Below are 26,498 nucleotides of genomic sequence, written 5' to 3'. Positions count from 1 at the left end.
GCCGGATCCGTACGGATCGTCGATCCGTACGGATCCGGCGCCGGCCTGTGTCGCAGGCGGCCTTGACCCCCGTCCAGGGCCGCCTCGTCCATGGGCCGCGCGCCGTCAGGGACGGCGTGCCGCGCTGGCCTCTCTCAACTCGGCGAGCACGGCGTCCACCATCGGATCGTGGTAGACGTCGGCGACGCGCGCCAAGTGCTCGTGTTCCTCGGCCGGATCGGCGCTGACGGTCATCACCACGCTGTCGGCGTGGGGCGTCGGCACGTGTCCGGTCTGCTGGTTGGCCAGGCCCCGGCGCAGGGCCGCGGCCTCCACCACGGCGGCGAGCCGGTGTTCGTCGAGGAAGGCTTCCTCGGCCTTGCGCCGGGCGATCTCCAGGGCGGCGGGCTCGACATGGCGCCGGACGCCGCGCTGGATGTCGCGGATCTCCGCCATCTGCCGGTTGGCCCGCCACTCCAGGTCCGCGAAGGGCCAGCGGTTCGTCCAGCGGGACTCCCCGATGGTGACCTCCGGGGCGTGTGCGGTGACCTCGCGCCACAGCGGGCCGAGCCGGCGCAGCCGGCGCCAGGCGGCCGCCCGGGGACCGACGGCGGGCAGCGAGAACCCCAGCAGGACCAGCAGCGCGGCCACCGAAGCGCTCATCGGCGCCACGCCGTTGGAGAGCCAGTACACATCGTGGCCGGCCCAGGTCAGGACGAAGCCGGCCAGCTTGCAGGCGCAGTACACCAGGCCCAGCCAGCAGCCGGCGGCCAGCGTCCGCAGCCCCTTGGCGAGCCAGGAGCGGCCCAGCTGGGCGGCGTAGCGCGGGCACAGGGTGCCCAGGCCGGCGAGGCTGGTGCCGAAGATGGCCAGGTACAGCACCAGGAAGGCCACCACGCCGGGGGCGTTGGCGTAGGCGGTGCTGAAGTCGCGGGGGTGCTCCACGTCGTCGGGCCGTCCGACGGCGAAGCAGACGATCGCCGTGGCCCAGGTGACCGCGAGCACGCCCACGGCCCACCGGGACCGGGCGGCCGCGCGGGCGTGGGCCGCCTCGTCGCCCCTGCTGGTCCAGCGCAGCAGCAGCACGCTCGCGCCCGACGCGAACAGCACGACGGCCGAGTACAGGAAGACCATCGCCAGGTTCGCCACGCCGGTCAGGCGGTCGAAGGCGCGGTAGACGCTGGGCGCCGAGAACAGGAAGACGATCGGGACGCCGGAGGTCATCAGGGCGGTCAGCCCCAGGTCCGTGTTGCCGCGGTCGCGGAACCAGGCACGGGCCTTGTAGCCGACGATGGCCCAGGCGACGGCGCTGAACGCCAGGTAGAGGACGTCAAACACCGGCCTCGCCCCCCGCCGTCCCGTCGGCGCCCGCGCCTTCTTCGCGGCGCAGCCCGCGGCGTACGTGCTGCAGGGCCGGGCCGAGCGATGCGGCGAGCTCGGCGGCGTCGCCCTCCAGGGGCAGTTCCTGACCCGGCGGAGGGGGCACCACCTTCGCCATGAGGAGGGTGCCCAGGATCTCCGTCTCGCGCTCGGTGAGGTTGTCGTAGCAGTGGTGGCGCGCCAGGCCCATGGTCAGGCCCATGCGCCGCATGGCGGTGGCCACGTCGACCGACGGCGTCCACACCTTGAGGGCGTCCTCGGTGACGGCGGGGTCCTGGTCGTGCCCCAGCAGCAGGTGGCCGATCTCGTGCAGCACGATGTGGACCTGGTGCCAGGGCGAGGTCTTCTGTTCGTAGACGACCCAGTACGCGTCGTCGGTGGTGGCCGTCATGCCCGAGACGACGCCGTCCAGGCTCATCGGCACCAGGTGGATGGGCCGGCCGACGCGCCGGGCGACGGCGTCGCACATGCCCTGCAGATCGGTGGTCGCGGGCAGCGCGAGCTCAGCGATGAGCTGCTTGCAGCGCCGGCGTATGCGCCCCACCCGCATGCTTGCACCGTCCTCGTCCTCGCTACGCCGCCAGTAAGTGAAGAGCCGGTCCTCCGCGATGACGGTCACGGGCGCTCCTCACCACCCGCGTCGGGCGGGTCGGACGGAAGGTTCATCTGCTGCCGGAACTGCGAGATGATCGTGGTCAGGCTGTCCTGCACCTCCGGCGGCAGACCCACCGAACGCAGGGCGATCGCCCGGACGCGCTGATCCCTCATGGCGACGAGGAAGCGGACCTCCTCCTCCACCCGTTCCGCCTGCGAGGCGGACAGGTCGCCCATCAGATAGCCCACCGGCACGGCGAAGAACTTCGCCAGTGCCCGCAGGACGTCGGGGCTGGGGTTGGCGCGCTTGCCGTTGCGCAGCATCGACAGATACTGCTCGGTGAGGCTGACGTCGCCGTACTCCTCCCCCTGGCTGATCTCCTCGGCCACATGCCCGTTGGTGTAGGGGGCGCCGGGCGGGTGCATGTTCGCGAACAGGTAGTTGAGCCGCTGCGCGAGCGGGCTGCCCGCGTCACCGGCCGTCCTGTCCCCCCCGGCTGCCATCTGCCCCGTTCCTTCGAGCCTTCTTCGCGACACGGCTTCTAGGTCTTTCACGGCCAGTTAAGTGCTTTCCAGCCGCGAGAGGCATCCTGTCACGGGATGAATGCCGAGCACTAGTCCGCCCGTGGTTACGAGCCGGTGAAGGACTTAACCGGGAGTTGAGAAGGTCCGGACCGCAGACCGCTCGTCCACGGTGGGTACGACGGGGCGGGACAGGGTGGCGGGGAACCGGGGTGTGCCGGGGCGCGCTTGATACGGCGGCCCCGGCTTCTGTGGAGCCGGGGCCGCCGTAGTCGTGCGGGAGAAGCTTCCGCCCGTCAGGGCTTCACGGAGATGGTGTGACCCTGGTAGAGCGTGCCGACGCTGGCGTTGCCGGACACCGTGTTGGTGACCGTGGTGTGGGTGACGGACACGTTCGTCGTCCTCGCCAGCTCCTCCCACCGGCGGTACTCCGCCGTCAGCGCCTCGTCCTGGAATATGCGGCCGAACAGCAGGGCGGCCAGCGCCTGTACCTCCTGCTCATTGCCGGGGTCGAGCGGCAGCGGCGCGGCCGCGGCGTCGTCCTCCCGGCCGCGTCCGAAGGCGCGCCGTGTGAAGTCGACGAGCGAACCCCAGACCTGACGCCCCGCTTCCGTGCCGACGGAGCCGGCGGCCGCCGTCACCGCGGTCGTGATCGCGTCGAGAGAAACCGGATCGACCATCATCCCACTCCCCACCCTGCGGGCCGGACACAGCCCGGACACCCCAACTCACTGTTACGCACAGGCTACCGGCCGCCTCTGACAGCACTGTCCGGCGTTGTGGTGAATCCTGTCGCGTCGGTCACTCGCCGTACCCCGGCCGCTCGTAGGACGATGACACGCTCACCTCGTACGTGCCGTTCCGCACCGGGAGGAATCGTTCATGCGTCGCAGACCCTTCGCCATACGCCGGGGCCCCACCGCCGTCCTCGTCACCTTGCTGACGGTGGCGGCCGCCGCCTTGCCGATGCCCGCCGCCACGGCCGCCTCGACCCCCTCGGCCGCCACGGCCGCCTCGACCCCCTCGGCCGGCCCGGCCGCCTCGGCCGCCGTCTCCAGCGATGCCTACTGGACCCCCGAGCGCATGCGGGCCGCGCGCCCCGCCGCCGACGCCCGGCGGACCGCCGCGCCGGCGGCCGCCGACGAGCCCGTACCGCCGAGCCGTCCCTTCGACGGCCTCCCCCAAGTGGGCACGTTCTTCTGGACCGACGGCCAGAACCAGGGCCGCTTCTGCGGCGGCACCGTGATCCGCAGCCCGCACCGCGACCTCGTCGTCGGCGCCGCCCACTGCCTGCGCTCGCCCGACCCGAAGAAGCGGCTGTCGTTCGTCCCGCAGTACCACGACGGCCTCAAGCCGCACGGCGTCTTCCCGGTCGAGCTCATCTACATCGACCAGCGGTACTACGACCTGGGCACGGACGGCGGCGCACGCTGGGACTACACGGTCGTCCGGCTCGGGCCGCGCGCGGACGGCACGAAGGTCCAGCGCGCCGTCGGCGGTTTCGACCTGGCGATCCGCCCGGGCTACCGGCACGAGGACGTACGGCTGATCGGCTATCCGGGCAGCAGCGACGCCACCCACCCCAAGCCGCTCGACTGCCGCTCCTCCACGCACCGCTACACCAGCACGGATCCGGCCGCGCCGGGCGACTTCCTGGAGATCGCCTGCGCGGGCTACATCGGCGGCACGTCGGGCGGCCCGTTCCTGGTGCGCGGGCCCGGCGGGTACGCGCTGATCGGCGTCATCGGCGGCTACCACACCGGCGGCGACACCCCGGACATCTCCTATAGCTCGTACTTCAACGAGGACCTGCTGGAGCTGTACCTGCGGGCCGTCGAAGGCGATCCGCCCGCGACCCGCTGAACGCACGACGGCGGCACCCCCGGGCCCGGGGGTGCCGCCGTGCTCCCGCCGGCTAGCGGCGGCGGGGGTGGCGGGTGAGGGTGTAGCCGCCGATCGCCGCGAGCGCGCCGAGGACGGCACCGCCCACGGTCCACGCCCAGCGGGACGTGAACCAGCTGCCGTTCCAGCCGCCTTCCGGCTCGGCGACGGCCGCCGCGTGCAGCGGCGCGCCCAGCTCGCCGCCTTCGGCGCGCTCCCCGCCCACGTCCTCGGCGGTCGCCTCGACCTCGGCCTTCACCGGCAGCCCCAGGTCCTTCTCGGGGGCGTCGACGACGGTCAGCCGGATGTAGTACGCGCCGGGCAGCGGGTCGTTGGCCCACCGCTCCGACCACGGGCGTACGGTCCGCAGGGCGCAGGTCAAGGTCACCGAGGCGTCCTGCTGGGAGGCCCGCTTGTTCTGCTCGCCGGACGTACAGGCCTGGCGCCGGCGCAGCCCGTCGAAGACGTCGAGCTGCCAGGTGGCGGAGCCGTGCCGCGCGGACGTCTCGGGCAGGGTCACCGTGGCCTTGGCCGTGGCCTTCTGCCCGGCACCGGCCGGGAACTGCCAGTAGAGGTAGTCGCCCGTGGACGCGTCGGCGGTGGCCTTGCGGCCCTGCTCGATCGCCACGGCGGTGCGGAAGGCGGTGCCGGCCTCGGTGGGCGCGTCATCGTCGGCGGCGGTGGCGGCGGAGGCCGGGACGAACAGGGCCGCCCCGGCGAGCAGTCCGGCCGTCACGGTCCGGCGCATTCGCTGTGCACGCATCAGTTCTCCCTCCACACCGCGACGCGCCAGCGGGCCAGCCAGCCCCACAGGAGCCCCGCGAGCAGCCCGGTCACGCCCAGTACGACCAGCAGCACCCAGCCCCGGCCGAGACCGAAGGCCGCGAGGTCGGAGGGGTTGTCGGGGGCGTCCACCAGATCGACGGCGAGCTCGACGGGCAGACCCGGCTCCCGCTTGACGGAAGGGGGCGCGGAGAAGGAGTTGGAGACCTCCAGGCACACGTCCCTGGGCTCCTTGTCGTCCTTCTTCGCCTTCCACACCGGAAGGCGGAGCCCCGACGCCATCACGTCCGTACGCCCGCTGGAGGCGTCCGACCCGCGGACGAGTTCCTGTCCGCCCTCGCCCACGGCGCGCACCAGCACCCCGTAGTCACGGTCGACGGCACGGTCGGCGCCCACGCTCACCGAGGCACGCAACTCCTGCCCCGGCTTGACCTTGACGCGGTACCAGCGGTGCTCGGCGAACGTCTCCCGGTCGGTCCAGACGCCGGCACCGATCTCGGGCGCCTTCGCGCACTCGCTCGCGCCCTGGGTGGGCCTGGGCGTCTCGACGGGCGTCTCAGCCCGGCGCACGAGCTGCTTGATACGGCCCGAGAGCTCCTTGCGGTGCCGCACGGTGGTGTACGTGCCGCCGGTGGCCTCGGCGATGCAGCTGAGCTGCTCGCGCGTCTTGTCGTCCTGGGTCAGGCCCAGGGTGTCGACGGTCAAGTGCGTACCCTTGGCGGCGAGTTCACGCGCCACGTCACAGGGATCGGGCAGGCCGCAGGAGTCCTCGCCGTCGGTGATCAGAACGATGCGACGCGTCCCGCCGTCCGTCCCCAGATCCTGGTCCGCGCCCCGCAGCGCGTACCCGATGGGCGTCCACCCGGTCGGCCGCAGCGTCGCCACGGCGGCCTTGGCCTCGGTCCGGTCCACCTTGCCGACGCGGTAGAGCTGCTTGCTGTCGCGGCAGCCGGTCTCCTTGTCGTCCCCCGCGTAGTCGGCCCCGAGCGTCCGGATGCCGAGCCGCACCCCGTCCGGCACCGCGTCGATGACCTCGTTGAACGCCTGCTGCGCGGCCGCCATCCGCGACTCGCCGTCCACGTCCCGGGCCCGCATCGAGCCGCTGACGTCCAGCACCAGCTCGACCTTGGGCGAATTCTTCGGAGGCCCGTCGGCGGCGTTCGCCGGCACGATGCCCCCGGCCAGGGCGGCGAGCAGGGCGCACGCGCCCGCCGCCAGCCGTTTTGTGATGATCATCCGAGGATCCTAGTGACGGACCGAGGCCCGGCCCAAAAAACGGTACGTCAGGGTCCGGTACGACCCAGCCCCAGCACTTGGTGCAAGGTCCTCCCCTCCTCCGCCCAGGCACGCAGGCGGTCCCGGTCGACCCAGTGCACGCCGTTGCGGTCGCCCCAGAGGCGGGCGTCACGCGTGAAGCCACCGTTGGTCACGACGACGGCGACATCCGCTCCGTGCACGGGCGTGGCAGTGCCGTTGACCTCGTACATCACATGCGATCCGACCCTGCCTCCGAACATGGTGTGCTTGCACTGGGCGACGATCACCTTCCCGTCCGGGGCCCGTCCGATCACGTCGGCCGCCTGGTCGCCCCGGCGGCCGACGTGCCGTGCCCTGATGCCGTCACGGATCATCAAATCCCGTATGGCCAGCTCGAACCGGTCCGGCGACAGGGCGTCCACTTCGTGCAGCGGCAACCGCAGCTGCTGCACACGTCGCACCCGCTCCCTGCGCTCGGCGCGACGCCGGGCCGCGCGGGCCAGACCTGCGGCCGACCCGCAGCCGGCCGCGGCCAGGAGGACCAGCCAGAGGTACGGTCCGAGTCCGGCGAGAAGGTTCAGCAGGCTCCGGAGGATGAGCACGACGGCCACGAGCGCGATCAGGGCTGCCGTGGTCTCGCCCGAGGTACGTGGCCGAAGTCGCCTCCGTGGTGCGCGGCGGTTCACCGGGGTGCCGTGGAGGATGCGGGGGACTTCGGGGCGGGCTCGTCGGAGGTGCCGTCGTTCAGGCAGCTGTTCAGCATCCCCCAGACGAGCACCGCGACGACGGCCAGGGCGATCCACGGGCTGTTGCCGTCGCTCCGCCCGCGAGCGGGCTTGCGGACCCAGTGACCGCGACGGTAGTACCACTCCTCGCGCATGACGTCCTCTCCGGTTCAGAACTCGGCATCGGGTTGCACAGTGGCGTGGATGAATTCGGCGTTGGCCTTCGCCAGTTGCTCCTTCATCTCGTGGGGAAGGCTGTCGAAAAGAGTGCGGGTGACGTCCGCCTCGTCCGCATGCCCCATGACCTCGCGCGGATGGTCCGTCACCCACTCCAGGACCTGGCGCACCTCGTCGGGGTGGTGGAGCAGCCACAGTGCGGCGAGCGCGTCCGGGCCGGTGCGGACGGCCTGGAGGTAGAACTCGTACTCCTCGCGGCGTTGCGGCGACCACAGTCGGGGCGGGACACCGATGGCCGGGCCGAAGGCTTCGACCTCGGGCGGGGCGGTCTCGAGACGGCAGGACAGGCCGAGGTGCGCCACGTGCTGCGGCTGGGAAAGGAGTGGGATGAATTCCTGCGCGGTGAGTTCCCGCCCGGCGGCGCGGTAGCGGGCCGTAGCCGCGTCGAGCAGCCCGTCCAGGTGTGCGCTGACCGACGCCCAGGGGTCGGCCAGCCGGTGCCGGTTGAGGACGACGAGCGTCGGGTCCTCGGCCCACCACGTGACCTCGAGAGCGGTGGGTCGGGGGCCGAGGGGCATGTGCCACACTCCGCTGCGGCGGGAGGTGTCGACGAGGTGGGCCTCGGCGTAGCCGCCCAGGGCGGCTCGCGTCAGCGACGCACGCGTCCCGGGCTCGCACAGGGCCCTGTGCTCGCGGTCGATCAGTACCAGGGCGGTGTCGGGCCGGGCAGACGTACGGAACCGCAGGAGTTGCCGGAAGGCCCCGCCCTGGCAGGTGACCCACAGACCGCTGCCGGGGAGTGGGGGCGCGGCGTAGTAGGTGGTCGTGGTCATGCTCGGCCTTTCTGCGGGATGTCCTTGCGCCACTCGGCCAGGGCACGCGCCGCACGTTCGGCGCCGGGTGCGGATGCGGTGCGTTCCAGGTCGGTGAACAGGCGGAAGACGCCGCCGTGCAGGTGCGATGCCAGCCGGTCGGCGAGGTGTTCGAGGGCCTGCGCCCGGCGGGGGTCTCCGGCCGAGCGGCGCTGCCACTCCAGGAGGGCGGCGCGGGTCGCGTCGTAGGTCGTCCGCTCCATGAGGGCATGGCGGATCAGCACCAGGCCGGGCGGCTCCGCGGGGGAGCTTGCGGATGCGCTGGGCCTCGCGAGCAGGTGGCCGCTCCACCACTCCCCCGCTTCTCTGGCGGATGCCGCGCCCCTCAGCGACTGGGCGACCGCGGCACACGCCGTACGCCTCGCCGCCCCGCCCTCGGACGTCCACTGGACGAGGGCGTCGATGACGCGGGGCCGGACCGTATTTTCCGCGAACAGGGAGAGCAGGGCCCTGCGGACGGCGGACTCGACCGCGGTGGAGCCGTCGTCCCGCGACACCACGGTGGTGTGCAGGAGGCTCAGCGCCGCCTCGGGGCGGGCCAGGCCGAACTCGGTCGCGCAGGTCAGCGCCGCGGTGCAACGGTAGGAGACCGTGGCCGCCCGGGCCCAGCCCCGAAGCCGGTTCTTGACGGCGGTGGCGAGTACGGGATCGGCGGAAGCAGCGCCGAAGGCCCGCGCCGCCATCCGCCAGTCACCCGGCCGGTCCGACGCGGCCAGTTCCTCGATGGGGGCGAGCGCGCGGTGACCGGAGCTCCACTGGGCGAACTGGCCGAGGATGAATCCGGCGCGGTCCGCGCGGGCCCGGTGGGCGGCCGGAGTCTGTCGGATCCATTCCACCAGCAGTTCGCCGGCGTCGCGGTGTTCGCGCCAGACGTCATGGAGAACCGCTCGGCCCTGGAGGTGCCGGGTGAAAGACACGGGCACGGTGACGTAGCTGTGGGTGGAGGCGACTCGCACTTCCCGGGGCCCGCGGTCCGCCTCGATGGCGGCCAAGCGCTCCTTGCGGGACCGAAGGAAGACGAAGGCGGGGTTCTCAGCAGGCCTGCCGGCGTCCGCTTCGGGCGGTGCGACGTCGAGGCGTCCGCCGGCGACGTCCAGCAGACGCCGGGCCTCCTCCTCGACCACAGTGTGGTCGAAGTGTTCGAAGACGCAGGTGGCGAGGAGGAGGGCGAGATCGTCCGCGCTGTCGCGAACCGAGCGCAGCAGTTGGGGGGCACGTTCCTCGGCGTGGAGACTCAGGTGCCGGCCGATGTCCGCCGCTTCGGTCTCCCCGTCCGCGACCCGGATGATCTCGGAGACGATCTCCACGACCTCGGACGGTCGCGGGTCACGCTGCAGGGTCTCTTCGAGGAAGCCCGCCGGTAGTGCGGCGAGGACCGACCTTTGCCGTTCCGAACCCGGGAAGACGGTCGCGAGTTTGGCGTCCAGGACAGCACGCGGGGCCGGCGGAACGGCGGACACGGGTTCGGTGTGCAGAACGTCCCGCAAGTGGGCGAGTACCTGCGGCGTGCTGTCGGTGACGATGACCATGCAGGCGTCGGCCCGGTCGAGCTGCTGCCGCAGGTTGGCCAGACCGATGCTCCCCAGGGCCAGGATCCTCGACTCCAGGAGACCGTCGATCAGATAGCCACGGGTATCGGTGCTGTCGGGGGTCCATGCGGCCAGTTCGACGTCGGAGTCGACGGCGCGCAGCGCGAAGCCTCCGGTGTGCCGACGCAGCAGGTTGAGCGCGGCGGTCCGGCGCCCGCTGCCCGGCGCGCCTACGAGGAAGACCACCCGACTGTGGGCCTTTTGAAGGGCTTCGGTGAACCAGCTCGGTTCGGCGAAGCCACTCATGGCCGCCAGGGTCTGCTCGCCGGCGATGTCGCCTTCGCGGCTCTCGACGGTCTCACCACGGGCGGCTACTGGGGCACCCATGTGCTGACCGCCGTCAACCGTACCCGCGATACTGACAAGGCCGTAGTTCCAGATGACGGGCGGTCCGCCCATCTCCCCGAAAATCTGGCCGAAGTCCGGGGGAGGCGCGGGCTGCGCCGGGCCGCTCGGCTCCGCGTTCATCGCCCGGTGCCGTCCTGACCGTGGACGTGCTGGTGCTGGCCACCGCGCACCGTGTTCGCGTGGGAGAGGAAGCCGTAGTTGGTGGTCGCGGCGGGAGTAGCGGCACGCGGTGGTTCGGCAGCAGGGGCGGGGACCGGCTCAGGGGCGGGGGCCGGCTCGGATGCGGCGGCAGGCTCCGCCGTCACGGGGTCGCGGTCGCCGAGGATCCGGCGGTCGTACAGGTTGCCCGAGGGGGCAGGGACATACAGCCAGGCGAGCTGCTGGAAGGACTTGCCCTCGACACTCGCCGCCACCTCGATGAAGTGGTCGGGATGGCGGCGGGTGTAGCCCGAGAGCACCGCGTCCTCGAAGACCCGCTGGGAGAGGATCGCGGCGACCTGGGTGATGCTCTCGCTGGACGCCGCGAGGATGGCCCGCACGGGCCGGGAGTCCAGCAGCCGGTGGGTATCGTTCCGCGGGGTGCCGTTGCCGTCGCCGGGCGAGCCGCCATCGGGCAGGGGGCCCACGTGGAGGCTGGCCCGCAGGCGGAGCCGGCGCGTGCCGGTGGCGTGGATGTTGTAGTCGGTCAGTACTTCCTGGAGTTCGCCCAGGAAGGGGTGGATGACCCGAGGCAGGGCCACGGGGTCGAAGCCGAAGACGAAACCGTCGCCCGTGTTGTTGGCGAACCTCTGTTCCTCCCAGAGCTGCCGCAGACCGGCACGGTCGAGCGCGTGTTCCAGCAACTGCGGGATGATCGAGGTCAGTTCCACGTGATCGACGGCGGGCCTGCCGGTGAAGTCCTTCGCGTCCACGGCGAGGATGCCCCGGTAGGGCGGCAGATCACGGCTCACGCTCCAGGGCGCGGGTCCGGCGGACGGCATGTCGGCTGAAGGCATGCGGAACTCCCCTGCGGAGAAGACGGGTCGGCCCCGGCGCGCTCGCCGTGCCGGGTCTGATGCCGTCGATCCTCGCGAGGGCGGCCGGTCGCTTGTGCACCCGCGGTGCACATCGCCCGTGACGAGCGTCACACAGGCGGCATGATCCTGTCGTCAGCTGGCGTCTGCGATCGAGCGGAGGGCCGCGATGTCGCGGATGACGATGCTCTTGCGCTCGGCCGTCACGGTCCGTTCGCCGAGCGACTGGAGCGTGGTGCTCACGGTGTTGCGGGAGACGCCCAGGTACTGGGCGAGGTCCAGCCTCGTGACGGCCACTTCCACCGCGGTCGGCGGGCCCTCGGGGCAGGCGGCCGACGCCAGGGCGAGGAGCGCCACGGCCAGCCGGGTGCGGGAGTCGCCGTCGCCGACCCTCGTGGCCTCTCTCCAGCGCATCGCGGTGTGCCGGTGCAGCGTCTCGGTCAGCTCGTGCAGGTCGCGGAAATCCAGGAACTCCCGCTTGGACACCACCGAGACCCTGCAGTGGGAGATCGCTTCGACCGACGCCAGCCGGGTCTCGTCCTCCTCGATGACCGCCGCCTCGCCGACCACGTCTCCGCCGCCGCGGAAGGCCAGCACCCGCACCCGGCCGTCCCGTTCGACGCGGGAGACCTTGACGACTCCGCCGCAGAGCACGAGGACGTGCGTACCGCGGTCTCCCTGCCGCAGCAGCACGTCCCCCGACCGGTGTTCGCGCGGACGGCCCTTGGCCACCAGGGCGTTCCACAGCGACTCGCCGATCATCTGTTCAAGCGTCACCCCGAGGGTGCGCCCCGGCCCGTGCAATCCCCCGTTCATGGGACTGCACTCTAGGCCGGGACGCGGTCGCTCAGGGCGCGAACCGCAGTTCGCCCGTCAGGCGTCGTTCCCGCCCTCCAGCTCGCCCTCCGTCTCCAGGAAGACCTGGCGCAGCGCGTCCAGCGTCTCCGCGTCCGGCTTGGCCCACATGCCGCGGCTCTCGGCCTCCAGGAGGCGTTCGGAGATGCCGTGCAGGGCCCAGGGGTTGGCGTCCTGGAGGAAGGCGCGGTTCTCCGGGTCGAGGACGTAGGTCTGGGCGAGCTTGTCGTACATCCAGTCGGGGACGACGCCGGTGGTGGCGTCGTAGCCGAAGAGGTAGTCCACGGTGGCCGCGAGCTCGAAGGCGCCCTTGTAGCCGTGGCGGCGCATGGCCTCGATCCAGCGGGGGTTGATCACGCGGGCGCGGAAGACGCGGGAGGTCTCCTCGACCAGGGTGCGGGTGCGGATCGTCTCGGGGCGGGTGGAGTCGCCGATGTACGCCTCGGGGGCCTTGCCGCGCAGGGCCTTGACCGTGGCGACCATGCCTCCGTGGTACTGGAAGTAGTCGTCGGAGTCGGCGATGTCGTGCTCGCGGGTGTCGGTGTTCTTTGCAGCCACCGCGATGCGCTTGTACGCCGTCTCCATCTCCGCGCGGGCCGGGCGGCCCTCCAAGCCCCGGCCGTAGGCGTAGCCGCCCCAGACGGTGTAGACCTCCGCGAGGTCGGCGTCGGTGCGCCAGTCGCGGCTGTCGATGAGCTGGAGCAGGCCGGCGCCGTACGTGCCCGGACGGGAGCCGAAGATACGGGTGGTGGCGCGGCGTTCGTCGCCGTGGGCGGCGAGGTCGGCCTGGGCGTGGGCGCGGACGTGGTTGCGGTCGGCCGGCTCGTCCAACGACGCCGCCAGCCGCACCGCGTCGTCCAGCAGGCCGATGACGTGCGGGAACGCGTCGCGGAAGAAGCCGCTGATGCGGAGGGTGACATCGATGCGGGGGCGGCCGAGCTCGTCGAGGGAGATGGGCTCGAGGCCCGTCACCCGGCGCGACGCCTCGTCCCACACCGGGCGGACGCCCAGCAGGGCCAGCGCCTCCGCCACGTCGTCGCCCGCCGTGCGCATCGCGCTCGTGCCCCACAGGGACAGGCCCACCGACTCCGGCCAGTCGCCGTTGTCGGTGCGGTAGCGCTCCAGGAGGGAGTCGGCCAGGGCCTGGCCGGTCTCCCAGGCGAGGCGGCTGGGGACGGCCTTGGGGTCGACGGAGTAGAAGTTGCGGCCCGTCGGCAGGACGTTGACCAGGCCGCGGAGGGGGGAGCCGGAGGGGCCTGCCGGGACGAAGCCGCCCGCCAGTGCCTTGACGGCGTGGTCCAGCTCGGCCGTGGTGCCCGCCAGGCGGGGGACGACCTCGCGAGCCGCGAAGTCCAGGACGGCCGCGACGGCGTCGGCGTTTGCGGGATCAGTGCCCGGCATCGTGGGTTGTGCCCACCCGTCCCGCCCTGCGGGACGATTGCCCACAACGGTGGGCACCGCCGCCGGGTCCCAGTTCGCCGCCTCCATCGCCTCCACCAAGGCCCTCGCCTCGGCCTCCGCCTCGTCCGCCGTCTTGCGCGTCGCCGCCGACTCGTCGAGGCCGAGTGCCTCGCGCAGGCCCGGCAGGGCGGACTTGCCGCCCCAGATCTGGCGGGCGCGCAGGATCGACAGGACGAGGTTCACGCGCGCCTCGCCGGTGGGCGCGCCGCCCAGCACGTGCAGGCCGTCGCGGATCTGGGCGTCCTTGACCTCGCACAGCCAGCCGTCGACGTGCAGGAGGAAGTCGTCGAAGCCGTCGTCGTCCGGGCGCTCCTCCAGACCGAGGTCGTGGTCGAGCTTGGCGGCCTGGATGAGGGTCCAGATCTGGGCGCGGATCGCCGGGAGCTTGGCCGGGTCCATCGCGGAGATCTGCGCGTACTCGTCGAGGTGCTGCTCCAGGCGCGTGATGTCGCCGTAGGACTCGGCGCGAGCCATGGGCGGCACGAGGTGGTCGACGAGCGTGGCGTGGGCGCGGCGCTTGGCCTGGGTGCCCTCGCCGGGGTCGTTGACGAGGAAGGGGTAGACCAGCGGCAGGTCGCCGAGGGCGGCGTCGGGGCCGCAGGCGGCGGACAGGCCGGCGTTCTTGCCGGGCAGCCACTCGAGGTTGCCGTGCTTGCCGAGGTGGACCATCGCGTCGGCGCCGAAGCCGCCGTCCTCGCGCGCGGCCGCGATCCAGCGGTAGGCGGCCAGGTAGTGGTGGGAGGGCGGCAGGTCGGGGTCGTGGTAGATGGCGATGGGGTTCTCGCCGAAGCCGCGCGGCGGCTGGATGAGGATGAGGAGGTTGCCGCGGCGCAGGGCCGCGAGGACGATGTCGCCCTCGGGGTTGCGGCTGCGGTCGAGGAACATCTCGCCGGGCGCCGGGCCCCAGTGCTGCTCGACGGCCTCGCGCAGCTCGGCGGGCAGCTGCGCGTACCAGCGCTTGTAGTCGGCGGCGGGGATGCGGACGGGGTTGCGGGCGAGCTGCTCCTCGGTGAGCCAGTCCTGGTCGTGGCCGCCGGCCTCGATGAGGGCGTAGATCAGCTCGTCGCCGTCGCCGGACTCCAGGCCGGGGACGGGCTCGTCGCCGAAGTCGTAGCCCTCCGCCTGCAGGCGGCGCAGGAGTTCGACGGCGGAGGCCGGGGTGTCCAGGCCGACCGCGTTGCCGATGCGGGAGTGCTTGGTGGGGTACGCGGACAGGACCAGCGCGATCCGCTTCTCGGCGGCGGGAATGTGGCGCAGCCGGGCGTGGCGCACGGCGATGCCCGCGACGCGGGCGGCGCGCTCGGGGTCGGCGACGTAGGCGGGCAGGCCGTCCTCGTCGACCTCCTTGAAGGAGAACGGGACGGTGATGATGCGACCGTCGAACTCGGGCACGGCGACCTGGGTCGCGGCGTCGAGCGGGGAGAGCCCCTCGTCGTTCTCCTCCCAGGCGCTGCGCGGGCCGGTCAGGCACAGGGCCTGCAGGATCGGCACGTCGAGGCCGGCGAGGGCGCCGGCGTCCCAGGACTCGTCGTCGCCGCCCGCCGAGGCCTCGGCCGGGCGGGTGCCGCCGGCGGCGAGGACGGTGGTGACGACGGCGTCGGCCGCGCCGAGGGCCTCGATCAGCTCGGGCTCCGGGGAGCGCAGCGAGGCGACGTACAGCGGCAGGGGGCGGCCGCCGGCGTCCTCGATCGCGCCGCAGAGGGCGTCGACGAAGGCGGTGTTGCCGCTCATGTGGTGGGCGCGGTAGTAGAGCACCGCGATGCACGGGCCGTCGGCGTTCGCGGCGCGCGGGGTGCGCTCCAGCTCGCCCCAGGCGGGGGCGGCGGCCGGCGGCTCGAAGCCGTGGCCGGTGAGGAGCACGGTGTCGGAGAGGAACCGGGCCAGCTGTTCGAGGTTGGCGGGGCCGCCGTGGGCGAGGTAGGCGTGGGCCTCGGCGGCGATGCCGATGGGGACGGTGGAGGCCTCCATCAGCTGGGCGTCGGGAGCCTGTTCGCCGGTGAGGACGACCACGGGCCGGTCCTGGGCGAGCAGCAGGTCGAGCCCCTCCTGCCAGGCGCGGATGCCGCCGAGGAGCCGTACGACGACCAGTTCGGTGCCCTCCAGGAGCGAGGGGAGGTCGTCGAGTGCGAGCCGGGCGGGGTTGGCGAGCCGGTACGGGACCGGGCCGGCGGCTGCCGCGCGGGCGCTGAGCAGGTCGGTGTCGGACGTCGACAGGAGAAGGATCACGCGGCGCTCCCGAGTGCTTCGAGGGTCGCCCGGGGTGCGCGGGGCCGGAATGTGCGCATGCGGCGGCAGGCCTTCCTCGGGGTCCGCGCCCCGGGCGGTTGGAGGACGGCGGGAGTTCCTGACTCGCGCGGCATCGCTGCCGCGCTCACAGTGGCGGGACCGTGCCGGAGTCTCACCGGCTTCCTCCCCTGGCGCCGTCGCTGGCGTATGGCGGGCCGGAATCCTATGGAGACTGCCCACCTGGTGAGCATAGTAAGCGCTGGTGATCGGGTACGGGGACGGTGCACCGGGTGGGGGCGTCGGTATGCTCGCCGCCATGCCTGTGCCCCCCACATCTCCCGCGGACCGGGACGAGACGTGCCGAACCGGCGCGACCGTGCGCGATCGCGGCGACGCGTGTCCCGGTGCGCTGCGGCTGCACGCCGCGGACGACGGTGGGCTGGCCCGCATCCGCGTACCGGCCGGGCTTTTGACTGCCCGTCAGGCGGAGGCGCTGGCGCTGGCGGCGCAGGAGCTCGGGGACGGCCGTCTCGACATCACCTCGCGGGGGAACGTCCAGCTGCGCGGCCTCGCCCAGGGGGCCGGCGGCGAGCTGGGCGGGCGGCTGCGCGGGGCGGGGCTGCTGCCCTCGGACCTGCACGACCGGGTGCGCAACGTGGTCGCGTCACCGCTGTGCGGGCTGGACGGGCGGAGCCCCGGGGACGCGCGGGCGGACGTCCAGGCCTGGGCACGGGCCCTGGACGCGCTGCTCTGCACCGGCGGCGGTGCGGAGGACACAGATACCTCAAGCGACTTGTCGGCCTTGTCGGGACGTTTCCTCTTCGGCCTGGACGACGGGCGCGGCGACATCGTGGCGCTCGCCCCCGATGTGACATTGATCGCAGAGGGCGCGCGCACGGCCCTGCTGTGCTTCGCCACCGACGGCCCCGGCCTGCGCGTCGCCGCCGACGACGCCCCGCGCGCGGCCGTCCTGGCGGCACGGGAATTCCTCGCGGCGCTGCGCGAGAGCGGCCACAGGGCCTGGCGCGTGCGCGACCTCGCCCCCGAACTGCGCCCGCGCCCGGAGGGTTTGGCGCGCCGGCTGACCGCGGCCGGCATCGACTGCGTGCTCGTTCCCCGCGTCGTCCTGCCGCCGGGGGCCCCGACCGCGCCGGGCGCGGTCCACGGCCCCGGCGGACGGTGGGCGCTGTCGGTGGCCGCGCCGCTGGGGCGCATGAGCGCCGGCCAGTGGCGGCTCGTGGCCCGTACCGCCGACCGGGACGGCGACGGCGAGCTGCGTGTGACACCCTGGCGCGGCATCGTCGTCCCGGGCCTGTCGGCCCGGGCGGCCGCGGCGGCGGCCGCGGCCCTCGCCGACGCCGGGCTCATCACCTCCGCCGACTCCCCCTGGCACGGCGCGGGCGCCTGCGCGGGCCGTCCCGGGTGCGCGAAGTCGCTGGCGGACGTGCGGGCCGACGCGACCGCCGCGCTCACCGGCGCGCGCCCTGGCGGGGCCGGGACGCTGCCGGTGTACTGGTCCGGGTGCGAACGGCGCTGCGGCCACCCGGCCGACGGCCGGTGGGTCGACGTGCTGGCGACGGCCGACGGCTACCGGGTCACCGTGCGGGACGGGGAGCGGGACGGCACGACACGAGCGGCGGCAGCGGAAGAGCTGGCCGAAGCGGTGGCCACGGCACGGACCACCGGCACCACACGCACCACCCGTACACCATGAACGACGAAGGCGACGAGGGCACAGTGTTCGACTACGACAAGGACGGCGCGTCCATCTACCGCCAGTCCTTCGCGACCATCCGCGCCGAGGCCGACCTCGGCGGACTGCCGCCGGACGTCAGCCAGGTCGCGGTGCGCATGATCCACGCCTGCGGGATGACCGATCTCGTACGGGACCTGGCGTACTCCCCGCAGGTCGTGGCCCGGGCCCGCGAGGCGCTGCGCGCCGGGGCGCCGATCCTGTGCGACGCGAACATGGTCGCCAGCGGCGTCACCCGCAAGCGGCTGCCCGCCGACAACGAGGTGCTGTGCACCCTCGCCGATCCGGCGGTCCCGGAGCTGGCGGCGCGCATGGGCACGACGCGCAGCGCGGCGGCGCTGGAGCTGTGGCGCGAGAAGCTGGGCGGCGCCGTGGTGGCGGTCGGCAACGCGCCGACCGCGCTGTTCCGCCTGCTGGAGATGGTGGCGGAGGGCGCGCCGCGCCCGGCCGCCGTCATCGGCATCCCGGTCGGCTTCATCGGCGCGGCCGAGTCGAAGGACGCGCTGGCCGACAGCCCGCTGGGGCTGGAGTATCTGGTGGTGCGGGGCCGGCGGGGCGGCAGTGCGATGGCCGCGGCCGCGATCAACGCGATAGCGAGCGAGGAAGAGTGAGCGAGCAGCCTTTGACGACGGGCCGGCTGTACGGAGTGGGACTCGGCCCCGGCGACCCGTCGCTGATGACCGTACGGGCCGTCGAGGTCATCACCTCGGCCGACGTCGTCGCCTATCACAGCGCCCGGCACGGCCGCAGCATCGCGCGCTCCATCGCCGAACGCCATCTGCGCCCCGGCCACATCGAGGAGCAGCTGGTCTACCCGGTCACCACGGAGACCACGGACCACCCTGGCGGCTACCGGGGCGCGATGGAGGAGTTCTACGAGGAGGCCGCGGCCCGGCTGGCCGCGCACCTGGACGCCGGGCGCACGGTGGCCGTGCTCGCCGAGGGCGACCCGCTCTTCTACAGCTCGTACATGCACATGCACAAGCGGCTGGCCGACCGTTACCCGACGGAGGTGATCCCCGGGGTCACCTCGTTCAGCGCGGCGGCCGCCCGGCTGGGTACGCCGCTGGTGGAGGGCGAGGAGGTGCTGACGATCCTGCCGGGCACCCTGCCGGAGGAGGAGCTGACGGCCCGCCTGGCCTCGACCGACTCGGCCGTGGTGATGAAGCTGGGCCGGACCTTCCCCGCGGTGCGCGGTGCGCTGGAGCGTTCGGGCCGGCTGGCGGAGGCGCGGTACGTCGAGCGCGCGACGATGAGCGGCGAGCGCACGGGCCGGGTGGCGGACGTGGACCCGGAGTCGGTGCCGTACTTCTCGGTGGCCGTGCTGCCCAGCCGCGTCGACGCGGCGCCCCCCGCCGGGGCGGAGGGCGAGGTCGTGGTGGTCGGGCTCGGCCCGGCGGGCCCGCTGTGGCTGACGCCGGAGGCGCGCGGCGCGCTGGCGGCGGCCCAGGACGTCGTGGGCTACAGCACCTACGTCGACCGTGTTCCCGCGCGGCCCGGCCAGGCCCGCCACGCCTCCGACAACAAGGTGGAGTCCGAGCGCGCCGAGTTCGCGCTGGACCTCGCGCGCCAGGGCCGGCGGGTCGCCGTCGTCTCCTCCGGCGACCCCGGCGTCTTCGCCATGGCCACCGCCGTGCTGGAGGTCGCCTCCGAGGACCCGTACCGCCGGATCCCGGTCCGGGTGGTCCCCGGCATGACGGCCGCACACGCCGCCGCCTCCCGCGCCGGTGCGCCCCTGGGCCACGACTACGCGGTCGTCTCCCTCTCCGACCGCCTCAAGCCCTGGGAGGTCATCGCGGAACGGCTGCGCTCCGCGGCCGCCGCGGACCTGGTCCTGGCGCTGTACAACCCCGGCTCGCGCAGCCGCGTCTGGCAGGTCGGCAAGGCGCGCGAACTCCTGCTGGAGTACCGCACGCCGGACACCCCGGTGGTCCTGGGCCGCGACGTGGGCGGCCCGCAGGAGAGCGTCCGCATCGTGCGCCTCGGCGAACTCGACCCGGACCAGGTCGACATGCGCACGATCCTCATCGTGGGCTCGACCCAGACCCGCGCGGTACGGCGCGGAGAGGGCGACGGCGAGGAGATCGTCTGGACGCCGCGGCGGTACCCGGAGCGCTGACGCGCCGCGCGCGGTGTCCTCGAACGCCGGACGGGCTGATGAATCAGCCCGTCCGGCGTTCGAGGACCGGGGTCAGCCACTCCACCGCCTCCGCCGGCCCGGCGACCACGGGTACCCCCGAAGGGACGGGCGGCCGCCGGACGACGACCACCGGCACGCCCGCCTCGCGCGCGGCGACCAGCTTCGCGGCGGTGGCCGCCGCTCCGCTGTCCTTGGTGACGAGGACGTCGATGCGGTGCCGTCGCAGCAGCTCCCGCTCGCCCTCGACCGTGAAGGGGCCCCGGTCCAGCAGTACCTCCGCGCGGGCCGGCATCGGTGGCTCGGGCGCGTCCACGGAGCGGATGAGAAACCACATACCCTCGAGGTGTGCGAAGGCGGCGAGGTGCATCCGGCCCGTGGTCAGGAACACCCGCTCGCCCAGCGCGGGCAGGGCGTCCGCGGCTTCGGCGAGCGAGTCGACCGGGTGCCAGTCGTCGCCCGGGCCCGCGACCCAGCCGGGGCGGCGGACGGCGAGCAGGGGAACATGGACGTCGGCGGCAGCCTGTGCCGCGTTGAAACTGATCGTGCCGGCGAAAGGATGGGTGGCGTCGATGAGTGCGTCCACCTGCTGCTCGCGCAGCCACCGGGCCAGGCCCTCGGGCCCGCCGAACCCTCCGATCCGCACCTGCCCCCGGGGCAGCCGCGGCTCGGCGACGCGCCCGGCGAGCGAGCTGGTGACGCACAGCGCGGGATCGGCGGCCAGCGTCTCCGCCAGGCGGCGGGCCTCGGTCGTGCCGCCGAGGATCAGGATGTGGCGCACGGAGCTGGAGCTCACCGGATGCCCTTTCATGTGCGGTGCCGCCCGGTCCCGCGGGCGGTCGTGGTCATCGGCGGCCGACGCATACCGGCGCCGTCGCGGCGGGAAGGCCCAGCCTACGGCCGGTGCGGCACGTGACTGAGACCGAGGCCGCCAAGGCCGGGCAGGCCGGCCAGGCCACCGGCGGCCGCACCGCCCAGCTCCAGCACACCGGTCTGCGGCACGGCTGGACCACCGGCGCGTGCGCGACCGCCGCCACCACGGCCGCGTACACCGCGTTGCTCACCGGCGAGTTCCCCGACCCCGTGACGATCACCCTGCCCAAGGGGCAGACGCCCGCCTTCGCGCTCGCCGCCGAGGAGCTGCTCGGCCGGGGGCGGGCGGCGATGGCCGCCATAGTCAAGGACGCCGGCGACGATCCGGACGTCACGCACGGCGCGCTGGTGCGGGCCACGGTACGGGTGCTGCCGCCCGGCTCCGGGGTGGTCTTCCGCGCGGGCCCCGGCGTGGGCACGGTCACCCGGCCGGGGCTGCCGCTGGCGGTCGGCGAACCCGCGATCAATCCCGTGCCCCGCCAGATGATGCGCGAGCACGTCGCCGCGGTCGCCGCCCGGCACGGCGGCACGGGCGACGTCGAGATCGAGGTCTCGGTCGATCACGGCGAGGAGATCGCACGCTCCACGTGGAACCCGCGGCTGGGCATCCTGGGCGGTATCTCCATCCTGGGCACCACGGGCATCGTCGTCCCCTACTCCTGCTCGGCCTGGATCGACAGCATCCGGCGCGGCGTGGACGTCGCCCGCGCCGCGGGCCGCACGCACGTCGCGGGATGCACGGGTGCGACGTCCGAGAAGGTCGCCGTGGCCGTGCACGGACTGCCCGAGGACGCGTTGCTGGACATGGGCGACTTCGCGGGGGCGGTGCTCAAGTACATCCGCCGTCACCCCGTCGACCGGCTCACCATCGCCGGCGGCTTCGCCAAGCTCTCCAAGCTGGCCGCCGGCCACCTCGACCTGCACTCCGCCCGCTCGCAGGTGAACAAGGAGTTCCTCGCCGAGCTCGCCCGCCACGGTGGTGGCGGCGCCGCCCTCGCCACCGCCGTCACCGGTGCCAACACCGGCCTGGAAGCGCTGCGTCTGTGCGAGGCCGAGGGCGTTCCGCTCGGCGATCTGGTCGCCTCCGGCGCCCGCGACGAGGCCCTCGCCGTGCTGCGCGGCGCGCCCGTCGCGGTCGACGTCATCTGCATCGACCGCGCGGGCGTCATCGTGGGGCGGGCGGAGCCCAGGGGGCCGCGGGAGCGGTGACCTAGCGGTTCACCGGGCCCAGCGCCGCGCGGTTCGTCAGCGCCTTGGCCGGCTTCTGAACCGGCTTCTGCGTCGTGCCGCAGAACGCACCCTCGAACATGTTCTCGAACGGCGGGCTCTGCTCCAGCCAGTCGCCGTTGATGTTGAAGGTGAGCGCGTTCTTGCCGTCGCGGGTCACGGCGGCTCCGGAGAGCGAGCCCCACACGACGCCGTCGTGGCCCCAGACGGTCGTGCCGCAGGAGAGCGAACGCGACATGATGCCGAGGCCGTACGTGAACTGCTGGCCCGTCTCCACCGTCGTGAGCATCGCGTCCAGCTGCTTGCGCGGCAGGAGCTTGCCCTGCAGCAGGGCGCTGTAGAAGCGGTTGAGGTCACCGCTGGTGCTGACGACCTCGCCCGTGGCGCCGGACCAGGAGGGGCGGTACTCGGTGGCGTCGTGGATCTCCGGGCCCGGGTTCTGCACGTAGAGCTTCGAGTAGCCGACCGGGTGCGGGGCGGGCAGGGTGGGGTCGGTGCCGGGGAAGGTGGTCTCCTTCAGGCCCAGCGGCTTGACGATGCGGCGCTCGACCTCGCGCGCGTACGGCTTGCCCGTGACCTTCTCGATGACCATGCCGGCGAGGACGAAGCCGGTGTTGGAGTAGTTCCAGCCCTTGCCCGGCTCGAAGTCGGGCCCGTACTTCAGCCCGTACGCGATGACCTCCTGCGGGGTCTTGACGTCGTAGCGGTGCCGGAAGAAGCCGGGGCCGTTCATGTCCTTGTCCCACTCCGGGGTGTACACCATGTCGTGCACACCGCTGGTGTGGTTGAGGAGCTGACGGATCGTGATCTTGTTGGCGTCGTAGCCGTTGCCCTTCACTACGCCGGGCAGCCAGCGCTCGACGGAGTCGTCCAGGCTCAGCTTCCCCTCCGCTTCGAGCTGGAGGAGCGTGGTGGCCACGAAGGTCTTGGTGATGCTGCCCGCCCTGAAGTGGTCGGCAGCGGTCCGCTTGCGCTTGGTGTCGGTGTCCGCGTAGCCGGCGGAGCCGGACCAGTTCCCCCTGGGCGTACGGACCTCGGCGGCCACGCCGGGCATGCCGGCGGCCACGAGGCCGTCGAGGGCCCGCTGGGTCGCGGCCTGCTTCCCCGACTCCTCGGCCGGGGTCGCGGCCGGGGTCTTGGCCACGGCCGGGCCGGCGCCGGCGACGATGCCGCCGACGACGGCCGCGGCCGTGAGCGCTACGAGCGTGGCGCGCGTTTTCGATGTGCGCTGCGACATGGGCTTCCCCCCTGGAAACACGCGGCCGGACGGCCGCTTCATGATCGTTTCCCAGGGCATCACAGCCGGGCGTCCCTGGCTATGACCGGGCCCACATCCGCCGGTCCGTCGTGGGTGCCGGTCAGTCGTCGCTGCCGGCCCGCTCGATCGGCTCCTGCAGCTCCGTCACCCACTGGCCCGGGTCCTGCGCGGACTCGAGGTAGAGCTCGCGCGCGTAGCCCGTCGAGCGGTGGCCGCCCGCGTCGATCCAGCGGGCCAGGGCCTGGGCCGTCGGCAGCACGTCGTCCATGGAGCCGTGGTGGACGATCGTCGCCGCGCTGTCGATGGCGGGCAGCTCGACGACCCGGAAGTCCGGGCCGCCGCGGACGTCCGCCGGGACCGGCAGGGCGGCATGGACGACGACCTCTTCGCCGGCGCCGGGCGCGTCCTCGTAGTAGGCGATGGCCGGGCCCGTCGGCTCGACCCCGGCGGCCTCGAGCCGGCGGCACAGCTCGTCGAACAGCGGGCCGATGACGGGGCCGATGTCCTGGGGCCCGTAGCTCGCCGCCGTGGCGCTCAGCTCGGCGACCCTGACGGCGGGAATGCGCTTGACCACCACGTCGTTCGCGTTCATGCGTCCCTCACTCTCGATCGTGCGGAGCCTCGCCTCGACCTGGCCCAGGCGGGCCGTGGCGGCGGCGACGGCCGCCTCCAGTTCGGCGTGCCGCAGCCGCAGCATCCCGCGCAGTTCCTCGGTGCCCACCTGCTCGTCCACGATCTCCCGGACCTGCTGGAGGGTGAATCCGAGGTCCTTGAGGGCGATGACGCGGTTGAGGCGGGCGAGCTGACCGGCTTCGTAGAAGCGGTAGCCGCTGAACGGGTCGACGTGGGCCGGCCGCAGCAGTCCGATGGCGTCGTAGTGGCGCAGCATGCGGACGGATACGCGGCCGTGGCGGGCGAAGTCTCCGATGGTGAACATGGTGGGCTCAGTCCATGACCTGACACGGTGTGAGGGTCAAGCGGTCCGGAACGGTCCGGAACGGTCCGGAGCAGTCCGGAGCGGTCCGGCTGTTGGGCTCAGGGTTCGAGCACCGTCCGGCCGCACGTGTCCCGGTCCCGCGTGGTCGAGTACAGGAAGCTGTCGGGGAACTGCTCCGCCGCCAGCGTGCGGCCCACGATGATGACGGCGGTGCGGACGATGCCCGCCTCCTTCACCTGGTCGGCGATGCCGGCGAGGGTGCCGCGCAGGACGATCTCGTCGGGGCGGCTGGCCATGGCGACGACGGCGGCCGGGCAGTCGGGGCCGTAGTGCGGGAGGAGTTCGGCGACGACCCGGTCGGCGTGGCGGGCGGCCAGGTGCAGGACCAGCAGGGCGCCGCTGCGGCCGAGGGTGGCGAGGTCCTCGCCGGGGGGCATGGGGGTGGCCCGCTGGGCGACGCGGGTGAGGATGACGGTCTGGCCGACGGTGGGCACGGTCAGCTCGCGGCCGAGGGCCGCGGCGGCGGCGGCGAAGGCGGGGACGCCGGGGACGATCTCGTAGGGGATGCCGGCCGCGTCCAGGCGGCGCATCTGCTCGGCCACGGCGCTGTAGACGGAGGGGTCGCCGGAGTGCAGGCGGGCGACGTCCTGGCCGGCGGCGTGGGCGCGGACGAACTCGGCGGTGATCTCGTCGAGGTTCAGGTGGGCGGTGTCGACGAGGCGGGCGTCCGGCGGGCACTCGGCCAGCAGTTCGGTCGGTACGAGGCTGCCTGCGTAGAGGCAGACGCCGGCCCGGGCCATGATCCGCGCGCCCCGCACCGTGATGAGGTCGGCCGCGCCCGGTCCGGCGCCGATGAAGTACACGGTCATGGGGTCTTCCTCCGGTGGGTGCGGTTCGCGTACGTCGTGGTGCGGGGGCGGGGCGGGGTGGGTCCTTCTGGGGGCTGGATTATTTACGGCGGGTGCGGTGCCCGGATTCGGCGCCCCGCATGCCGCCGCAAATAACCCTTACGCCCCCTGCCAGGACCCACCCCGCCCCGGCCCCTCCCGTTTGTGGGCAATCGTCCCCCGCCCGTTGTGGGCAATCGTCCCGCTGGGCTGGGGGCACCTCCCAGCGGTAGCTGGGGGAGGGTGGGCACAACGGGACCGCGACCTGCACCTTGCCTGCCTCGCTCACGTGCCGGGTGACCGGTGCTACGCCGCCCGCAGCGCCTGCGCCCCGTACCCCGGGCGGATGCCCAGGTCGCGCAGGACCGCCTGCGCGGCCCGCCGGCCCGAGAACAGGGCCCCCTGCACCGTGCTCGTATCCCGGTGGTCGCCGCAGACGTAGAGCCCCGACAGGAGCCGGACCGGCCGGCGCACGTCATGGGGAGCCGGCATCGCGGGGACCGCGTCGGGGTCGTGGTGGGCGGCCAGGAGGTGCCAGGCGGTGGTCGAGGTGTTGTAGACCCGGGCCAGCTGGGCCCGGGCCGCCCGGTCCAGTTCGGGCGTGGGCAGGGACGCCGCCGGGCCCAGGACCGTGGACGTGATCAGGCACCTGCCCAGGGGCGCGCGGTCGGGGTCGACCTCGCTGGCCACCGTGGTGTGCGCGACCGGACCCCGGCGGCCGCCGGTGAGGATCAGGGAGGCGTCGCGCAGGGGCGGCGCGTCGGTGGTGTGGTGCAGGATCGTCACCGGGTGGAAGCCCGGCAGGCGCAGGCCCGGGATCAGTTCGGCGGCGGCGCGGGCGCCCGTCGCCACGACGACGGAGCGGCAGGTGATCTGCCCGTGCGCCGCCGTGCCGACGGACGTCGTGCCCACGGACGTGGCCTGTACGCCCGTACGCACCGTGTCCTGCGGCAGCTGGGCCGTCAGGAGGCGGGGGATGACGCCGGCGCCGCCCGCCGGGAGGCAGAGGCGGCCGCGGGCGTAGCCGCGCAGGACCAGGTCCGCGCAGCGGCTGGACGTGGTGAGGTCCGGGTCGGACAGGAGCGAGGCCAGGAGGGGGCGCAGAAAGCCCTCCACCGTGCGCGTCGGCAGGCCCCGGCTGCTCAGGGTCGCGGCCGTGGGCCGGTCCGGGCGGGCCAGCATCCGGTCGATGGGCAGCGCGGCGAGGCGGGCCAGTGCCGCGCCGAGCCGCGCTTGATCGAGGCCGGCGCTCCGTGAGGCGCGGGCCGCCGCGAAGGCGCGGGCGGTGGTGAACGCGCGCTTGGCCCCGCGGAGTTCGCCGGTGCGGTGGTTGCGGCCGTCGGTGTGGACCAGCACCCCGGGGGTGAAGGGGCGCAGCTTGAGCGCCTCCAGCCCGGGGGTGCGCAGGAGTTCCGGGAACGAGGTGTTGAGCAACTGGCCCGTGCGGTCCAGGTGGAAGCCGTCGACCTCATCGGTCGTCATGCGCCCGCCGGGGCCCGGGGCTTCCTCCAGGACGGTGACGGTCACCCCGGCGCTGATGAGATGGTGAGCCGCAGAGAGGCCGGCGAGGCCGGCTCCCACGATGACGACGTCAGCGTGGTGTGCGGTGCGTGCGCTGCTGAGCACGTGCCCTCCCGGGGTCGGTCCGCTCGCTCGGGGGCCTGATGCCCTCAACCGGCGGCGGCGATGCGCGAGTTCGCCTCGACCGTAGAGAGAAATCCGGTCAATAACAGTCGCGCACGGGGCGAGCATGGTCGCACGGTG

At 73.4% G+C, this 26,498-nt stretch carries 23 protein-coding genes and 1 riboswitch; of the genes, 5 read left to right on the top strand and 18 right to left on the bottom strand.

The features are described 5' to 3' along the window. Positions 1-105: 105 nt before the first annotated feature. The 4 genes from ACIGXW_RS01755 to ACIGXW_RS01740 form a co-directional block, all read right to left on the bottom strand. Positions 106-1,317, bottom strand: coding sequence for an MAB_1171c family putative transporter (locus ACIGXW_RS01755; protein ID WP_399568767.1), 1,212 nt, complete (start codon positions 1,315-1,317; stop codon positions 106-108). Next, positions 1,310-1,978 carry a hypothetical protein gene (locus tag ACIGXW_RS01750; protein WP_071965771.1) on the bottom strand — a complete coding sequence of 223 codons (669 nt, stop codon included), beginning with the start codon at positions 1,976-1,978 and terminating at the stop codon, positions 1,310-1,312. Before ACIGXW_RS01750 ends, ACIGXW_RS01755 begins: the two co-directional genes overlap by 8 nt. Further along, positions 1,975-2,457 carry a helix-turn-helix transcriptional regulator gene (locus tag ACIGXW_RS01745; RefSeq protein ID WP_360915029.1) on the bottom strand — a complete coding sequence of 161 codons (483 nt, stop codon included), beginning with the start codon at positions 2,455-2,457 and terminating at the stop codon, positions 1,975-1,977. Before ACIGXW_RS01745 ends, ACIGXW_RS01750 begins: the two co-directional genes overlap by 4 nt. A 314-nt stretch (positions 2,458-2,771) precedes the next feature. After that, positions 2,772-3,155 (bottom strand): hypothetical protein, encoded by a 384-nt coding sequence (locus tag ACIGXW_RS01740; protein ID WP_399568764.1) that lies wholly within the window; start codon positions 3,153-3,155, stop codon positions 2,772-2,774. Between the two features lie 202 nt (positions 3,156-3,357). On the opposite strand from ACIGXW_RS01740, the gene ACIGXW_RS01735 reads away from it, so the two are divergent. Continuing rightward, positions 3,358-4,338 carry a trypsin-like serine peptidase gene (locus tag ACIGXW_RS01735; protein WP_399568762.1) on the top strand — a complete coding sequence of 327 codons (981 nt, stop codon included), beginning with the start codon at positions 3,358-3,360 and terminating at the stop codon, positions 4,336-4,338. Between the two features lie 52 nt (positions 4,339-4,390). Here the strand turns inward: ACIGXW_RS01735 and ACIGXW_RS01730 are convergent, their stop codons facing one another. The 9 genes from ACIGXW_RS01730 to cobN form a co-directional block, all read right to left on the bottom strand. Beyond that, positions 4,391-5,119 (bottom strand): hypothetical protein, encoded by a 729-nt coding sequence (locus ACIGXW_RS01730; RefSeq protein ID WP_399568760.1) that lies wholly within the window; start codon positions 5,117-5,119, stop codon positions 4,391-4,393. After that, positions 5,119-6,375, bottom strand: coding sequence for a VWA domain-containing protein (locus ACIGXW_RS01725; RefSeq protein ID WP_071962486.1), 1,257 nt, complete (start codon positions 6,373-6,375; stop codon positions 5,119-5,121). The genes ACIGXW_RS01730 and ACIGXW_RS01725 overlap by 1 nt, the downstream gene beginning before the upstream one ends. Positions 6,376-6,422: 47 nt before the next feature. After that, on the bottom strand, positions 6,423-7,007 hold the full coding sequence (locus ACIGXW_RS01720; RefSeq protein WP_399568758.1) for a restriction endonuclease: 585 nt from the start codon (positions 7,005-7,007) through the stop codon (positions 6,423-6,425). A 71-nt stretch (positions 7,008-7,078) separates the two neighbouring features. Continuing rightward, positions 7,079-7,276: a hypothetical protein gene (locus tag ACIGXW_RS01715; protein ID WP_399568756.1), complete on the bottom strand. Its 198-nt coding sequence runs from the start codon at positions 7,274-7,276 to the stop codon at positions 7,079-7,081. A 15-nt stretch (positions 7,277-7,291) separates the two neighbouring features. Further along, positions 7,292-8,131, bottom strand: coding sequence for a hypothetical protein (locus tag ACIGXW_RS01710; RefSeq protein WP_399568753.1), 840 nt, complete (start codon positions 8,129-8,131; stop codon positions 7,292-7,294). Continuing rightward, a complete protein-coding gene (locus ACIGXW_RS01705) occupies positions 8,128-10,227 on the bottom strand; it encodes a hypothetical protein (RefSeq protein WP_399568751.1) in 2,100 nt (699 codons plus the stop codon). Before ACIGXW_RS01705 ends, ACIGXW_RS01710 begins: the two co-directional genes overlap by 4 nt. Then, the gene (locus ACIGXW_RS01700) at positions 10,224-11,102 is read right to left on the bottom strand and encodes a hypothetical protein (RefSeq protein ID WP_399568748.1); all 879 of its coding nucleotides are present in this window, start codon (positions 11,100-11,102) and stop codon (positions 10,224-10,226) included. The genes ACIGXW_RS01705 and ACIGXW_RS01700 overlap by 4 nt, the downstream gene beginning before the upstream one ends. A gap of 153 nt (positions 11,103-11,255) precedes the next feature. Then, on the bottom strand, positions 11,256-11,936 hold the full coding sequence (locus ACIGXW_RS01695) for a Crp/Fnr family transcriptional regulator (RefSeq protein ID WP_399568746.1): 681 nt from the start codon (positions 11,934-11,936) through the stop codon (positions 11,256-11,258). 57 nt (positions 11,937-11,993) lie between these two features. Beyond that, positions 11,994-15,662: a cobaltochelatase subunit CobN gene (gene cobN, locus ACIGXW_RS01690; protein ID WP_399568743.1), complete on the bottom strand. Its 3,669-nt coding sequence runs from the start codon at positions 15,660-15,662 to the stop codon at positions 11,994-11,996. A 112-nt stretch (positions 15,663-15,774) separates the two neighbouring features. Then, positions 15,775-15,848: riboswitch (cobalamin riboswitch) on the bottom strand. A 118-nt stretch (positions 15,849-15,966) separates the two neighbouring features. On the opposite strand from cobN, the gene ACIGXW_RS01685 reads away from it, so the two are divergent. Genes ACIGXW_RS01685 through ACIGXW_RS01675 form a run of 3 tightly spaced genes read left to right on the top strand, consistent with a single transcriptional unit; the run spans position 15,967 to position 19,534 of the window. Continuing rightward, complete coding sequence (locus ACIGXW_RS01685; RefSeq protein ID WP_399568740.1) at positions 15,967-17,376, top strand: cobalamin biosynthesis protein CobG; 1,410 nt, start codon at positions 15,967-15,969, stop codon at positions 17,374-17,376. Continuing rightward, positions 17,373-18,026, top strand: coding sequence for a precorrin-8X methylmutase (locus tag ACIGXW_RS01680; RefSeq protein ID WP_071962489.1), 654 nt, complete (start codon positions 17,373-17,375; stop codon positions 18,024-18,026). Before ACIGXW_RS01685 ends, ACIGXW_RS01680 begins: the two co-directional genes overlap by 4 nt. After that, positions 18,023-19,534, top strand: a complete 1,512-nt coding sequence (locus tag ACIGXW_RS01675; protein ID WP_399568737.1) for a precorrin-2 C(20)-methyltransferase — start codon at positions 18,023-18,025, stop codon at positions 19,532-19,534. Before ACIGXW_RS01680 ends, ACIGXW_RS01675 begins: the two co-directional genes overlap by 4 nt. Positions 19,535-19,577: 43 nt before the next feature. Here the strand turns inward: ACIGXW_RS01675 and ACIGXW_RS01670 are convergent, their stop codons facing one another. Next, positions 19,578-20,363 (bottom strand): cobalt-precorrin-6A reductase, encoded by a 786-nt coding sequence (locus ACIGXW_RS01670; RefSeq protein ID WP_399568735.1) that lies wholly within the window; start codon positions 20,361-20,363, stop codon positions 19,578-19,580. A 101-nt stretch (positions 20,364-20,464) separates the two neighbouring features. On the opposite strand from ACIGXW_RS01670, the gene ACIGXW_RS01665 reads away from it, so the two are divergent. Further along, a complete protein-coding gene (locus tag ACIGXW_RS01665) occupies positions 20,465-21,634 on the top strand; it encodes a cobalt-precorrin-5B (C(1))-methyltransferase (protein WP_399568733.1) in 1,170 nt (389 codons plus the stop codon). A 1-nt stretch (position 21,635) separates the two neighbouring features. Here ACIGXW_RS01665 and ACIGXW_RS01660 read toward each other — a convergent pair whose 3' ends face one another. The 4 genes from ACIGXW_RS01660 to ACIGXW_RS01645 all read right to left on the bottom strand — a co-directional run bounded on the left by ACIGXW_RS01660 (position 21,636) and on the right by ACIGXW_RS01645 (position 26,360). After that, positions 21,636-22,889, bottom strand: a complete 1,254-nt coding sequence (locus tag ACIGXW_RS01660; protein WP_399568730.1) for a serine hydrolase domain-containing protein — start codon at positions 22,887-22,889, stop codon at positions 21,636-21,638. A 121-nt stretch (positions 22,890-23,010) separates the two neighbouring features. After that, positions 23,011-23,847: a MerR family transcriptional regulator gene (locus ACIGXW_RS01655; RefSeq protein ID WP_399568728.1), complete on the bottom strand. Its 837-nt coding sequence runs from the start codon at positions 23,845-23,847 to the stop codon at positions 23,011-23,013. Between the two features lie 98 nt (positions 23,848-23,945). Further along, positions 23,946-24,716, bottom strand: a complete 771-nt coding sequence (gene cobM, locus ACIGXW_RS01650; RefSeq protein ID WP_399568725.1) for a precorrin-4 C(11)-methyltransferase — start codon at positions 24,714-24,716, stop codon at positions 23,946-23,948. A 324-nt stretch (positions 24,717-25,040) separates the two neighbouring features. Beyond that, positions 25,041-26,360 carry an NAD(P)/FAD-dependent oxidoreductase gene (locus ACIGXW_RS01645; RefSeq protein WP_399568723.1) on the bottom strand — a complete coding sequence of 440 codons (1,320 nt, stop codon included), beginning with the start codon at positions 26,358-26,360 and terminating at the stop codon, positions 25,041-25,043. Positions 26,361-26,498 lie beyond the last annotated feature (138 nt).

This window comes from Streptomyces sp. NPDC053079, from assembly GCF_044546695.1.
In the GTDB taxonomy this organism is placed as follows: Bacteria; Actinomycetota; Actinomycetes; order Streptomycetales; family Streptomycetaceae; genus Streptomyces.
This window is presented reverse-complemented; position numbering and strand designations above follow the sequence as displayed.